Source organism: Rathayibacter sp. AY1E2 (assembly GCF_002932325.1).
Taxonomy (GTDB): Bacteria; Actinomycetota; Actinomycetes; order Actinomycetales; family Microbacteriaceae; genus Rathayibacter.
Map to the genome: position 1 here is coordinate 134,984 of NZ_PSVO01000001.1, position 12,715 is coordinate 147,698.

The following is a 12,715-nucleotide window of genomic DNA, read 5'->3' on the forward strand; positions in this document are numbered from 1 at the left end:
GGCGCTACGCGCCGATCTTGTGCTCGCCGCGCCTGGCGCGCAGATAGGCGAGCCGCTCCTCGAGCAGCTCCTCCAGCTCCGCGCGGGTCCGACGCTCGAGCAGCATGTCCCAGTGGGTGCGCGGAGCCTTCTGCTCGCCCTTGTCCACGACGACCGGCTTCGAGTTCACCATCAGAGTGGCCTCGTGACCGCAGGAGCGGCACTCCCAGGTCTCCGGTGCTTCCGCATCGGCCGAGAACACCATGTCGGTGTCGTGGCCGCAGTTCGCGCAGTGGTACTCGTACGTCGATCGCGGGGAGAAGACGACGCCTTCTTCGCTCTGCAGGCTCTGGGATCCGAGCCGCATTCCTCGCAAGCTTCGATCTGCCATTGTGTGGTCTCCTCTCGCTGTGCTTCCCCAGTGTCAACGTCGTACCTGGAGGTGGTCTTCCCGTCCCTGCCATTGCCAGAGAATCCTCAGGTCGGAGGCGTATTCCGCGGTTCCTGAGGGCGTGGCTGACGGGCGCTGAGGAAGGCGTCGACGGCCGCTCGGGCGAGGTCGGTGCGGTCGGTCACGAGCCCGTCGATCCCGAGCGCGAGGAGCTGCTCCATCCGCTCCGGATCGTCGATGGTCCAGAGGTGGATCTCGCAGCCGGTCACCCGCAGCCGGGCGAGGATCCGCGGCTCGGCGACGCGGAGGCCGAGCGCGCGCTCGGGCACCTGGAGCGCGTCGATGCCGCGGAGAGCGAGACGCACGGGGAGGGCGGCGCCGAGGTGGGCGGCGACCAGGGCGAAGACGAAGCGGACCGCCGACGCCGAGGTCGCGGCGCCGGGAAGACGGCGGAGGGCCGCTGCTCGACGGATCTCGGAGAACGAGGTGATCAGGACGCGCTCCGCGGCGGCGGCGCCGTACACCGCCGCGACGACCGGGTCGATCGCGTCCCGCGACTTCACGTCGATGTTGAAGCGCGCGCGGGGGAGTGCGGCGAGGGCCTGCTCGAGAGAGGCGAGCCGGGCGCCGCCCGCCAGTCGGAGGTCGGCGAGCTCCTCCCACCGGGTCGCGGCGACGACGTGGCGGCGGCCGGAGCGGTCGATCACCTCGGCGTCGTGGACGAGCACGGCGACCCCGTCGAGGGAGGCGCGCGCGTCCGTCTCGAGGAGGTCCGCACCCGCGGCGAGGGCGCGTTCGAAGGCGGCGAGCGTGTTGCCCTCGGCCTGCGGGCCGAACCCGCGATGCGCGATCACCCGGGGGGTCGGCCCGCTCAGGGCGAGGGGTCGCTCAGGGGTGCGCATCGCGGACCGGGTCCGCGGCTAGACGGCCGGCGGCGGGGGAGTGGGCGCTGAGCCGGGGGCTCCGTCGGTCGTCGCGGGCGCCGCGGGGGCGGACGTGTCGGATCCGGGCTCGACAGGAGTGGAGCCGACGGGCCCGGATGCGGCAGGCGCGGACGCCGCAGGCGCCGACGGGGGTGCCGCATCCTGCGGGCGGACCGCCGGGGCGGACTGGCCGCGCTGGCCGAGCGCGCCTCCGATGCCCTTCAACGCCTCGGTGAGCTCGCTCGGGATGACCCAGAGCTTGTTCGCGCTGCCCTCGGCGATCTTGGGGAGTGTCTGGAGGTACTGGTACGCGAGGAGCTCGCTGTCGGGGCGGCCCTCGTGGATGGCGTGGAAGACGGTGGTGATCGCCTTGGCCTCACCCTCGGCCCGCAGGACCGCCGCCTTCGCCTGGCCCTCCGCAGCGAGGATCGCGGCCTGGCGCTGACCCTCGGCGTTCAGGATCTGGGACTGCTTGGTGCCCTCGGCGGTGAGGATCACGGCTCGACGGTCGCGCTCGGCGCGCATCTGCTTCTCCATCGAGTCCTGGATGGAGAGGGGCGGGTCGATGGCCTTGAGCTCCACGCGTCCGACGCGGATGCCCCACTTGCCGGTGGCCTCGTCGAGGACGATGCGCAGCTGCCCGTTGATGTTGTCGCGGGAGGTCAGCGCCTCCTCGAGGTTCAGGCCGCCGACGACGTTGCGGAGCGTGGTGGTGGTCAGCTGCTCGACCGCGCCGAGGTAGTTGGCGATCTCGTAGGTCGCCGCGCGGGCGTCCGTCACCTGGAAGTAGACGACCGTGTCGATCGAGACGACGAGGTTGTCCTCCGTGATCACGGGCTGGGGCGGGAACGAGACGACCTGCTCGCGCAGATCGATCAGCGGGCGGACCCGGTCGATGAACGGCACGACGAGATTGAGGCCCGGCAGCAGGGTCTTGTGGTACTTGCCGAGGCGCTCCACGACCCCGGCGGTGGCCTGGGGGATGATGCGGACCGCTCGGAAGAGGACGACCAGGGCGAAGAGGACGACGGCGGCGACGACGACGATCGTCACGACGGAGGACGGTGTCACGGTGTGCTCCTTTCGGCGGGGACGATGACCGCGGTCGCGCCCTCGATGGCGGTGACGACGACTCTCTCGCCGACTCCGAGTGTGCGGTCCTCGACGAGCGGGGACAGGCGGACGGTCCAGGTCTCGCCGTTGGCGAGCTTGACCTGGCCGGCTCCGGGGCGGGCGAGGACGACGCTGCCGGAGAGCCCGAGGAGAGCGTCCGCTCCGCTGGGGGTGGGATCGCCGCCCCGTTTCAGCAGCTGCAGCAGCGGCGGACGGACGGTGAACAGCAGGAGGGCGGCGAGGACGGCCGCGACGGGGACCTGGACCCAGAAGGGAGCCCCGATCAGCCCGGTCAGCAGTCCGCCTATGCTGCCGACGGCGAGCATCAGGAACGTGAACTCGAGCGTGATCATCTCGACGATCACGAAGATGAGGATCAGCGCGAGCCAGAGGATCCACGCGTACTGGGTGACAGCGTCCATGCTGTGTGCTCCTTCCCCTCGATGAGCATTCCCAGGCTATCAACGCCCCCCGGACGAGGGCTGGGAGAGGGGGTGCGCCGACGATCTCGAGGCTCTTGGTAGACTCCTCCGTCGGGCCGTGGCCCGTCATCGTGCCCGATCCGGTCTCCGAGCCGGCGTTCTGGAGGAATACCCGTGTCCAATCCCCTCGCCCCCGGCTCCTTCGACGGCAAGCGCGCTCTCGTCACCGGGTCGTCCCGCGGCATCGGCGCCGACACGGTCCGCTACCTGGCCGAGGCCGGAGCCCGCGTCGTCGTCAACTACCGCTCGAAGGCGCCGCGCGCCGACAAGCTCGTCGCGCAGATCGTCGAGGCCGGCGGCACCGCCATCGCCGTCGGCGCCGATCTCACCGACGCCGACTCGCGCGCCGAGCTCTTCTCCCGCATCGAGAAGGAGTACGGAGGACTGGACGTGCTCGTCCTGAACGCCTCCGGCGGCATGGAGAGCAACATGGGGGAGGACTACGCGATGGTCCTCAACCGCGACTCGCAGGTCGCCGTGCTCTACGCGGCGCTGCCGCTGCTCTCCGAGGGCTCCCGTGTCGTGTTCGTCACGAGCCACCAGGCGCACTTCATCCGGACCACGCCCACGATGCCCGAGTACGAGCCCGTCGCGCTCTCCAAGCGCGCCGGCGAGGACGCCCTGCGCGAGCGGATCGGTGAGCTCGCCGAGCGCGGGATCGAGTTCGTCGTCGTCTCGGGCGACATGATCGAGGGCACCATCACCGCGACCCTGCTGGAGCGCGCGAACCCGGGCGCGATCAGCTCGCGTCGCGAGTCGGCCGGCAAGCTCTACAACGTGCAGGAGTTCGCGGCCGAGGTCGCTCTGGCGGCCGCCGAGCCGATCCCCGCGGACAACACCCGCCTCGTCGGCGACATCTCCGACTTCGCCTGATCCTCACCAGGGGCTGACGCCGGCGCACGGTTCTGCGAGCCTTGACGGATGACTCCGATGGACGGCAGCGGACCGGCATCGGGGGAGTCCGACGCCGTCGTGGGCGCAGTCCGTCCGCCGGCGGACGCCGGGCGGCGTGAGCATCCTTCTCGATGCCGTCGCGGTGATGGTGAACCGGCGGGAGCGCTCGCAGGAACGCCGACGCGCGTTGCGGCGGGCGCCCGGGAGGATCGAGGCGACGGCCGCGTCCGCGGCACGATGACCGTCGATCCGCGGCTGCGGGTGGTCACGCACTTCGACACTCCGACCGAAACGTGGTGGTACGAGGACGTCGAGCCGTGGGTGGAGCATTCGCCTGTCCGCTGATGACGTGCCGGACCGTCGGGCGGCCTCGGTTACGGTCCGTCCGGCCCTTCCGCCGTTATCCGATAATGCACATTATGTCAGTTTGTTCGCACACACTCCACTCGACGGGCTCCGAGGTGTGGTTGCACCCGAGCGTCGGAACCCGTCGGAGTCCCGCCGGCTAGGCGCCGGGTGCGAGGCCGAGCTGCGTGAGGATGCCGAGCTCGTCGCTGCTTCCCCAGCGCTCGGCGAGTTTGCCGTCGACGAAGGTGCTGATCTGCATGCCGCGGATCTTCACGGACTTGCCCGTCGGCGCGTGGCCCTGGAACACACCGGTCTGCGTGCCGGTCAGCGTGTAGGCGAACGCGACGCTGTCGTCGTCCGCGACGAGCTTCTCGACCTCGAGTGCCATGTCGGGGAACGCGGTCCGCAGGTCGCCGAAGAACGCGGCGTATCCCTCTGGACCGGGTGCCTGGCCGGGCGCCGGGTCGTGATCGACCGAGTCGGGCGCGACGAGTGCGTCGAACGCGGCGAAGTTGCCGGCGTTGACCGCCTCACCGAAGGCCTGCTGGGAGGCGATGTTCTGCTCGCGAGTCATGTGCTGTCACCTGTTCTGCACCGGTCCGGTGCCTCGAGGAGTGGTGCGGGTCGTCAGCGACGGTACGCAAGCCCGTCGAAGGCGGTATAGGGCTTGCGCGCTCCCCCGGGCGCTTCCCACTGCCGCTTCTCATAAGCGAGATTATGTCAGTTCGACCGAAGTCCCGTTCTGCAGGGATGGCGATCGGCTCCCCTCGACGCTCCTGCGACAGGACGTCATCGATCGCCGCTGCGCTCCGATGGCAGACCGGGCGCTTCGACGGTGAGGCCTCGGATCACCGCGGCGACGACCATGCGCTGCGTGAGTTCGGCGCTGGTGTCCACGGGCCACTGGCTCACCGACCCGACGTGCGCCGCGACGACCGCCTTCGCCAGGACGGCGGACTCGACGGCGGGGACGCGGCCGTGCACGGCGGCGAGGGCGGCGAAGCGCTCGCCCAGCTCGCGCGAGACGCGGTCGTCGTCGATCATCATCCGCTCGGCGAACTCCGGGTCCGCGGCAGCGCGTGCCAGGAGCACCGACCGCAGGGAGAACCACTCGCGGCTGGACGGGAGCGCGTCGAGGAGGGAGCGTACGGCGCCGTCGAGGGTCGCCGCGCGGTGCTCCTCCTGCAGCTGGACGTCGAGGGCCTCCTGCAGGCTCCCCCACACTCTCGCGGCCTGCTCCTCGTGGAGTGCGAGGAAGAGCTGGTCGACACCGGCGAAGTTTGAGTAGAACGCGCCGCGGGTGAAGCCCGCCTGCGCGCAGATGTCCTCGACGCGCTGGCCGATGGTGCCCGTGCTCTCGAAGAGCTCGGCGGCCGCGGCGAGGAGACGTCGTCGCGTCTCGCTCCTCCGCCGGACCGGAGCCTGCTCGCCTGTGACCACGCCCCCAGCCTATTCGGATCCTTGCGCTGGATGGGCGTTTCCAGTACGTTTCGTTTCCAATGCATACCGTATCGAGAACTGGAACGCCCGAATCTCGACGAGGACGGTCCCGGTGGCTGCCGACCGCGACCGTCGTGCTCATCGGGGCGGTCCTCGCCTGGCTGAACCGGGTGGAGTGGTGGGGGTGGCTCGTCGTCGCGGCGGCCGCGGTCCTGATCGCGGCCGTCTCGAGGAGCTGGCGGCACCGGCACTGGATGCTGCGTACGGCGGCCTGGGTCGCGTCCGCAGGGCTCATCGGAGCCGTCGCCCTCGCCGCGGGTCCTCTCCCGGCGACGCGGACGCTCGCCGGTCCGCACACCGCCCCGGTCACGACCCGGCAGGGCGACGTCGTCGGTGTGCACGACGCCGCGGCCGGGGTCGACGCCTTCGCGGGGATCCCCTACGCCGCTCCCCCGGTCGGCCCGCTGCGTTGGGAGGCGCCCCGCCCGGCCCCGCAGCGGTCGGCGACCCTCGTGGCCGACGACTTCGGCCCCTCCGCCGTTCAGCCGGAGCCGACGTTCCTCTCCCGAGCGGCGACCCGCGTGCTCGACCTGCCGCTGGAGGAGACGCTCCTCGGCGGGTACGCGACGGACGAGGACAGCCTCCGCCTGAACATCTGGACGCCGGCCGGCGGGGCGGGCGACTCCAGCCCGGTCCTCGTCTACCTCCACGGCGGCGCGTTCGTCTCGGGGTCCGGCGCCCTCCCCGCCTACGACGGCGCGGCGCTCGCCTCCCGGGGCGCGGTGGTCGTCACCGTCGCCTACCGTCTGGGCGTCCTCGGTTTCCTCGCCGGTGATGTGCTCGGCGGCGGCACCCCGGGGAACCAGGGACTGCTCGACCAGGTCGCCGCTCTGCAGTGGGTGCAGGACAACATCGCCGCTTTCGGCGGGGACCCGGGGCGGGTGACGGTCGCCGGCCAGTCCGCCGGCTCCGGCAGCGCCTGCATCCTCGGGGCCTCGCCCCTCGCGGCCGGCCTCCTCCACGGGATCATCGGGGAGAGCGGAGGATGCCTGGGGTCGGCGGGAGACCGCGAGGCCGGCGACCTCTACGACGACGCCGCCACCGCACGGGAGGCGGCTGCGCGCCTGAGCGAGGCCCTCGGCGGGGCGAGCCTCGCCGAGATGAGAGCCCTGCCGGCCGAGCGCATCGTCGCGGCCGCCGCGGGCCTCTCGCAGCACTGGTGGCCCTCGATCGACGGCGTCGTCCTCCCCGACACGCCGCTCGCCGTCTACGAGGCCGGTCGGCAGAACGACGTCCCCCTCCTGCTCGGCAGCAACTCCGACGAGACCTCGCTCGATCTGCTGGGAGGCGTCGACCCGGATCCGAACGCCTACGAGCAGGAGGTGCGCCGGGAGCACGGAGACGACGCGGACCGATTCCTCGCGCTGTACCCGGGTGCCGTCGAGGACCAGGTCGTCGACTCCCGGCTGCGCGCCGGCAGCGACCGGACGATGACCGCCCCGATGCGGCTCTGGGCGCTGACGGCCGCCCGGACCGGGCGGGCGGGCGTCCACGCCTACATCTTCACGCGCACTCCCCCGGAGAGCGGACTCGAGCGGTTCGGCGCGTACCACGGCGCCGAGGTGATGTACGCGTACGGGAACCTCGGGGCGGACGGCGACGCCGACTACACGGACGTCGACCGCCGGCTCGAGCAGGAGATGACCGCGCGCTGGCTCGCATTCGTCTCCCACGGCGATCCGGACGCCGCCGGCCGCGAGCGGTGGTCGGCCGTCCAGGAGGATCCGGACAGCGTGCTCGAGTTCGGCGACGTCGTCCGGGTCGCCGAACGCCCGTCCCCCGACGCGGTCGACTTCTGGCTCGAGGGGACGGGCTGACGCGGGGGCGCTCCTCGCGGCGGAACCTCCGGACAGCGGGGAGCCTCCGCTCAGAGCTGCCCGACGAGGTGCGCCTGCCGACCGTCGCGCGCGAAGACCGGGATGACGGCCAGGGGCGCGTCGGCGACGATCCACTGCCCGCCCTCGTGCTCGGCGCCCGTCGAGAGCTCCGTCCAGCGCGCCCCGGCGGGCAGGTAGACCCGTCGGGAGACGGCTCCGGCGTGCGTGACCGGAGCCACCAGCAGGTCCGAGCCGAAGAGGTACTGGTCGGCCAGATCCCAGGCCTCCGGGTCCCCCGGGAACTCGTGGAACACCGCGCGCAGCACGGGCTGGCCCAGCTCGTGCGCCTCCCGCATCGCCTCGCGCGTGTACGGGCGCAGGGTCTCGCGCAGATGCAGCAGGCGGGTGAGGATCGGCGTCGCCTCCTCGCCGAAGCTCCACACCTCGTTCGCGGCTCCGGTCGCGGCGCGGCGGCTCCCGTCGGCGGCCGTGACCGGGGCCGACGGCGCACGGTCGCCGTGGAGGCGCATCACCGGGCTGAACGCGCCGAACTGGAACCAGCGCACGAGGAGCTCACGGAACTCCGGATCCGACGGGTCTCCCCCGGCGAATCCTCCGATGTCGGTCGTGAACCACGGGATCCCCGCGACGCCCATGTGGATGCCGGCCGTGATCTGGTGGCGCAGGTCCGCGAAGGTCGAGTGGATGTCGCCCGACCACACGAGCGCGCCGTAGCGCTGGCTGCCCGCCCACGCGGTGCGGACGAGGTTCACGATCGCGGTCTCCCCGCCCTCGCTCTGCCCCTCGAAGAAGCCGCGGGAGAACGCCTGCGGGTAGAGGTTGCCGACCTGGACGGCGGGGCCGGCGGCGTAGCGGTAGTTGTCGAAGTCGTAGACGCCGTACTCGGGCTCGGCCTCGTCGAGCCAGAAGAGCCGGATCCCGTGCTCGCCGTAGTTGCGCCGGCACGCCTCCCAGACGAACCTCCGGGCGGCGGGGCTCGTCGCGTCGTAGAACGCGCTCGGACCCTCGAACTGCATGTGCAGGTCCAGGCCCCGCTCGGCCTTGACGAGGAGGTTCCCCTTCTTCATCGCGATGTAGTTCTCGGACTCGACCGACACCTGCGGCCAGACCGAGACCATCAGCTCGATCCCGAGCTCGCGCAGCTCGGCGACCATGGCGGACGGATCCGGCCAGAACTCCTCCTCGAAGCGGAAGTCGCCCATGTGCGGCCAGTGGAAGAAGTCGGCCACGATCACGTCCATCGGCAGGCCGCGGCGCCGGTGCTCGCGGGCGACCTCGAGCAGCTGCTCCTGGTTCCAGTAGCGCAGCTTGCACTGCCAGAAGCCGAGGCCGTGCTCGGGCATCATCGGGACGTGCCCGGTCGCGTCGGCGTAGGCCCGGGTGATGTCGGCCGGGGTCTCCCCCGCGGTCACCCAGTAGTCGAGCTGCTGGGAGGACTCGGCGGACCACTCCGTGCGGTTGGCCGCGAAGGTCGCGCGGCCGATCGCGGGGTTGTGCCAGAGGAACCCGTAGCCGCGGCTCGACAGCACGAACGGGACGCTCGACTGGGAGTTGCGGTGCGCGAGCTCGAGCGTGCAGCCCTTCAGGTCGAGGAGGTCCTGCTGGTACTGCCCCATCCCGTACAGCTTCTCGTCGGGGGACGTCTCGAACAGCGCGGTCAGCCGGAAGTCGCCGCCCAGGTGCGGACGCTGCTCGCGGGCGCGCAGCTTGAGCGCTCCCCCGCTCCCGAGCTCCCGGAAGAGCAGCTCCCCCCGACGGTCGTAGAAGGAGAGGGAGCAGGAGAGCTCGTGGTAGCCGGTCTGGTACCCGTGGCCCTCCTGCTGCTCGAGGACGACGGTGATGCCGCCGGCGCGCAGCGTCGCCCGCGGTCCCTCGATCGAGACCTCCGGCGCGTGGCGCTCGGGGGCGATCAGCGCCCAGTCGGTGTCGAGGACCTCCCCGGACCGGCGGGCGCGGACCCGGACGCTGTCCCTCCCCCACGGCTCGACGACGACGGTCTCGCCGTCGCCGCGCCAGACGAGGCGGTCCCCCTCGAGCGCGAACGCGTCGGTGTCCATGTGCTCCTGCTTCCTCGAGTCGGGCACGGCGCTCAGTCCTTGACCGCGCCGGCGGTGACCCCGGCGGCGACGTAGCGCTGGGCCACGATCAGCAGCACGGCGGCCGGGATGGAGGCGATCACGGCGGTCGCCATGATCCCGTTCCAGTTGGTGGTGGTCGATCCGATGTAGCGGTAGAGGCCGAGGGTGAACGGCACGATGCTGTTGCCCGAGGTGAGCGAGTTCGCGTTGAGGAAGTCGGCCCAGGCGAACAGGAACGAGAACAGGCCCGCGGTCACGATCGAGTTCCGGCTCAGCGGGATGACGATCGAGACGAAGGAGCGCCAGTTGCTCGCACCGTCGATCCGCGCGGCCTCGATCAGCTCGTCGGGGATGCCGAGCATGAAGGCCCGGAGGATGATCACCGCGAACGGCACGGAGGCGGTCGCGTCGGCGAGGATCAGGCCCGGATAGGTGTTGAGCAGCCCCAGCGCGTTGTAGATCGCGAACAGCGCGGTGACCAGGACGATCCCGGGGATCATCTGGGCGAGGAGGAACACGAACATCACGACGCCGGTCCCCCGCACCCGGAACTTCGCCATCGCGAAGGCGGCGGGCAGAGCGATCGCCAGGGTCAGGATCACGCAGCCGATCGAGATCACGAGGCTTGTGATCAGGTTCGGCAGCTGCGTCGAGAACGCCTGCACGTACCCGTCGAGGGTCGGGTCGCCGGGGAACAGGCTCGGCGGGGTCTGGATCAGGTTCTGCGGCTTGGTCAGCGAGACGTTGACCATCCAGTAGAGCGGGAAGAGGAGGAAGCCGCAGAGCACGATCGCGATGACCACGTCGATCCCGCGGCGCAGCCCTGTGGTGTGCCGGTTCATCCGAGGTCCTCCTTGCGCTGGGCGCGGATGTAGATCACGCCGAAGACGAGGGCGACGATCACGAGGATCTGGCCGGCCGCCGCACCGACTCCGAACTGCAGGTCGGTGAAGGACTGCTCGTAGGCCCAGGTCGCGAGGGTGTGCGAGCTGTTGGCCGGGCCTCCCTTGGTGAGGATCCAGATGACGTCGAACACCTTGATCGTGTAGACGAGGCCGAGGAGGAGCGTGACGGAGGTCACCGGTCGCAGCAGCGGCCAGGTGATGCTCCAGAAGGACCGCCAGCGCGAGGCGCCGTCCAGTGCCGCGGCCTCGTAGAGGCTCTCGGGGATGCCCTGCAGGCCTCCGTGCAGCAGCACCATGTTGAACGGGATGCCCAGCCAGATGTTGGCGATGATGACCGCCCACAGCGAGACGGACGGATCGGTCAGCCAGCCGACCGGCGTGCCGATCGCGGCGTTCAGGATGCCGAACTGCTGGTCGAAGATCCAGCGCCAGGCCGTCGCCGAGACGATCAGCGGCAGGAGCCACGGCAGCAGGATGAGGGAGCGGAACGTCGCCGAGAGCGGGAAGCGGCGGCTGAAGAACAGCGCCAGGGCCATGCCGATCGTGAACTGGCCCACCAGCGAGACCACGGTGAAGACCACGGTGTGCCAGGCGATGCTCGCGAAGATCGGGTCGGTGACGACCGTGACGTAGTTGTCGAAGCCGACGAAGGGGGCGATCCCGGTCACGAAGGACGACGGTCCGAAGTCCTGGAGGCTGAGGACGACGCCGCGGATGATCGGGTAGACGAAGAAGACGGCGAGGAAGATCACCACGGGCGCCATGAAGGCGGCGGCGGCGAGGCGGAGGTGGGAGCGGGGTCGGCGGCGGGCGGGCGGCCTGGTGGCCGCCCCGCCCGCGACCGGCGCCGTGAGCACGGCGGGGTCGGTCATGCGGCCGCTACTTCAGGCTCGCCGCGGCGTCGTCGAGGGCCGCCTGCGGCGTCTTCGAGCCGGTCAGCGACTCCTGGATCGCGGTCCAGAGCGCCTTCGAGGTGTCCGGGTAGGCGACGCCGAGGTCGCTGGTGCGTCCCTGCGCGACCGAGATGGCCTCGACCCACGGCTGGAGCGCGGGGTCCTCGGTCGCCTGCTCGGCGGCCGCGTCGGCGTACGGCATGATGTACGACTGGCCGGCCGCCCAGGCCTTCAGGCTGTCGGGCTGGATGACGCACTGCGCGAACTCCGTGGCGAGGGTCTGCTTCGCGGCGTCGGAGGCGACCACCTCGACGAACTCGCCGCCGAGCGGGCTCGGTGCCGCTCCCCCGTCCTTCGCCGGGATCGGCACGACGCCGTAGTCGATGCCCGCCTCGTCGAGGGCGGAGAGCTGCCAGGTGCCGTTGACCATCATCCCGAGCTTGCCCGCGAGGAACTGGTCGCGGACGTCCTGCTGGTTGGCGTTGACGTTCGCCTGCGAGGCCGAGCCGCTCTTCACCAGGTCGGTCCAGAGCGCGAGCGCCGAGACGGCGTCGTCGGAGGAGATGTCCTCGAGGGTCGCACCGGAGCCCCAGAAGAAGGGCAGGAACTGGAAGGTGCCCTCCTCGGTGCCGATCGCGGAGAAGCCGAGCCCGGTGACGTCGCCCGCGGTGAGGGCCTTCGCAGCGGTGGTCAGCTCGTCCCAGGTCGTCGGCGGAGTGACGCCGGCGGCCTCGAAGAGCGCCTTGTTGTAGAAGAGCGCGAGGGTGTTCGAGCCGATCGACGAGCCGTAGGTCTTCCCGTCCAGCTGGCCGGCGGCGAGCACGTTCGGGAGGACGTCGCTGGTGTCGAGCCCGGAGGCGGCGTTGTCGACGAGCAGGCCGGTGTCGGCGAACTTCGCGACGTTGGGGTTGTCGAGGACGACCAGGTTCGGCGTCGTCTTCGACGCGGCCGACTGCAGGAGCTTGGTGGTGAGGTCGGGGTCGGAGGTGCGCTCGAGGGTGATCCCGGTCGAGGCCTCGCAGCCGGCCAGGAGCTGGCCGTAGGGGGAGGACGCGTCGTACTGGGTGAAGCTGTCCCAGAGGGTGAGCGACTTCGACGAGTCGTCGCCCGCTCCCTGTGCGCTGCACGCGCTGAGGGCGACTCCGGCGATGAGGACGAGGGAGGCGGCGCCTGCGGCCCGTCGGATGCTGTTCTTCACGGTATTCCTCTCTGAATACGGTCGGAACGAGCGGAGCGCTCGCGCCGGGAAGACCCTCCGGGGGCGCCCGCTGGGGCGGTCCGTCCGGAAGTCGTGGCGAGCCTAACCGAGTCGGAGAACCGGTTCAATAGATTTCGGAGAACCGGTTCACCGATCGCCCGGGGAACGCTCCG

General features: G+C 71.0%; 13 protein-coding genes. 3 read left to right on the plus strand and 10 right to left on the minus strand.

Annotated features, from left to right (window positions below):
- Nucleotides 1-4 precede the first annotated feature (4 nt).
- The 4 genes from C5C49_RS00595 to C5C49_RS00610 form a co-directional block, all read right to left on the minus strand.
- Nucleotides 5-370, minus strand: a complete 366-nt coding sequence (locus C5C49_RS00595; RefSeq protein WP_104345170.1) for an RNA polymerase-binding protein RbpA — start codon at nt 368-370, stop codon at nt 5-7.
- 86 nt (nt 371-456) lie between these two features.
- Nucleotides 457-1,272, minus strand: coding sequence for a glycerophosphodiester phosphodiesterase family protein (locus C5C49_RS00600; RefSeq protein ID WP_104345171.1), 816 nt, complete (start codon nt 1,270-1,272; stop codon nt 457-459).
- Between the two features lie 18 nt (nt 1,273-1,290).
- Complete coding sequence (locus C5C49_RS00605) at nt 1,291-2,346, minus strand: SPFH domain-containing protein (protein ID WP_374953840.1); 1,056 nt, start codon at nt 2,344-2,346, stop codon at nt 1,291-1,293.
- A 14-nt stretch (nt 2,347-2,360) separates the two neighbouring features.
- Nucleotides 2,361-2,828 (minus strand): NfeD family protein, encoded by a 468-nt coding sequence (locus C5C49_RS00610; protein WP_104345173.1) that lies wholly within the window; start codon nt 2,826-2,828, stop codon nt 2,361-2,363.
- A 174-nt stretch (nt 2,829-3,002) separates the two neighbouring features.
- Here C5C49_RS00610 and C5C49_RS00615 point away from each other — a divergent pair, with 174 nt between their 5' ends.
- Both C5C49_RS00615 and C5C49_RS16680 read left to right on the plus strand, forming a co-directional pair.
- Nucleotides 3,003-3,761 (plus strand): SDR family oxidoreductase, encoded by a 759-nt coding sequence (locus tag C5C49_RS00615; RefSeq protein WP_104345174.1) that lies wholly within the window; start codon nt 3,003-3,005, stop codon nt 3,759-3,761.
- A 48-nt stretch (nt 3,762-3,809) separates the two neighbouring features.
- On the plus strand, nt 3,810-4,127 hold the full coding sequence (locus C5C49_RS16680; protein ID WP_146084811.1) for a hypothetical protein: 318 nt from the start codon (nt 3,810-3,812) through the stop codon (nt 4,125-4,127).
- A gap of 160 nt (nt 4,128-4,287) precedes the next feature.
- Here C5C49_RS16680 and C5C49_RS00620 read toward each other — a convergent pair whose 3' ends face one another.
- Together C5C49_RS00620 and C5C49_RS00625 are read right to left on the minus strand one after the other, a co-directional pair.
- Nucleotides 4,288-4,704 (minus strand): ester cyclase, encoded by a 417-nt coding sequence (locus tag C5C49_RS00620; RefSeq protein ID WP_104345175.1) that lies wholly within the window; start codon nt 4,702-4,704, stop codon nt 4,288-4,290.
- 215 nt (nt 4,705-4,919) lie between these two features.
- Nucleotides 4,920-5,570 carry a TetR/AcrR family transcriptional regulator gene (locus tag C5C49_RS00625; protein WP_104345176.1) on the minus strand — a complete coding sequence of 217 codons (651 nt, stop codon included), beginning with the start codon at nt 5,568-5,570 and terminating at the stop codon, nt 4,920-4,922.
- Between the two features lie 134 nt (nt 5,571-5,704).
- Here C5C49_RS00625 and C5C49_RS00630 point away from each other — a divergent pair, with 134 nt between their 5' ends.
- Nucleotides 5,705-7,447 carry a carboxylesterase/lipase family protein gene (locus C5C49_RS00630; RefSeq protein ID WP_181135677.1) on the plus strand — a complete coding sequence of 581 codons (1,743 nt, stop codon included), beginning with the start codon at nt 5,705-5,707 and terminating at the stop codon, nt 7,445-7,447.
- A gap of 50 nt (nt 7,448-7,497) precedes the next feature.
- Here C5C49_RS00630 and C5C49_RS00635 read toward each other — a convergent pair whose 3' ends face one another.
- The 4 genes from C5C49_RS00635 to C5C49_RS00650 are packed head-to-tail and all read right to left on the minus strand — an operon-like array spanning nt 7,498 to nt 12,542.
- The gene (locus C5C49_RS00635; protein WP_104345178.1) at nt 7,498-9,525 is read right to left on the minus strand and encodes a TIM-barrel domain-containing protein; all 2,028 of its coding nucleotides are present in this window, start codon (nt 9,523-9,525) and stop codon (nt 7,498-7,500) included.
- Between the two features lie 32 nt (nt 9,526-9,557).
- Nucleotides 9,558-10,388 carry a carbohydrate ABC transporter permease gene (locus tag C5C49_RS00640; protein ID WP_104222044.1) on the minus strand — a complete coding sequence of 277 codons (831 nt, stop codon included), beginning with the start codon at nt 10,386-10,388 and terminating at the stop codon, nt 9,558-9,560.
- Nucleotides 10,385-11,323, minus strand: a complete 939-nt coding sequence (locus C5C49_RS00645; RefSeq protein ID WP_104225253.1) for a carbohydrate ABC transporter permease — start codon at nt 11,321-11,323, stop codon at nt 10,385-10,387. The genes C5C49_RS00640 and C5C49_RS00645 overlap by 4 nt, the downstream gene beginning before the upstream one ends.
- Nucleotides 11,324-11,330: 7 nt before the next feature.
- A complete protein-coding gene (locus C5C49_RS00650; protein WP_104222048.1) occupies nt 11,331-12,542 on the minus strand; it encodes an extracellular solute-binding protein in 1,212 nt (403 codons plus the stop codon).
- Nucleotides 12,543-12,715 lie beyond the last annotated feature (173 nt).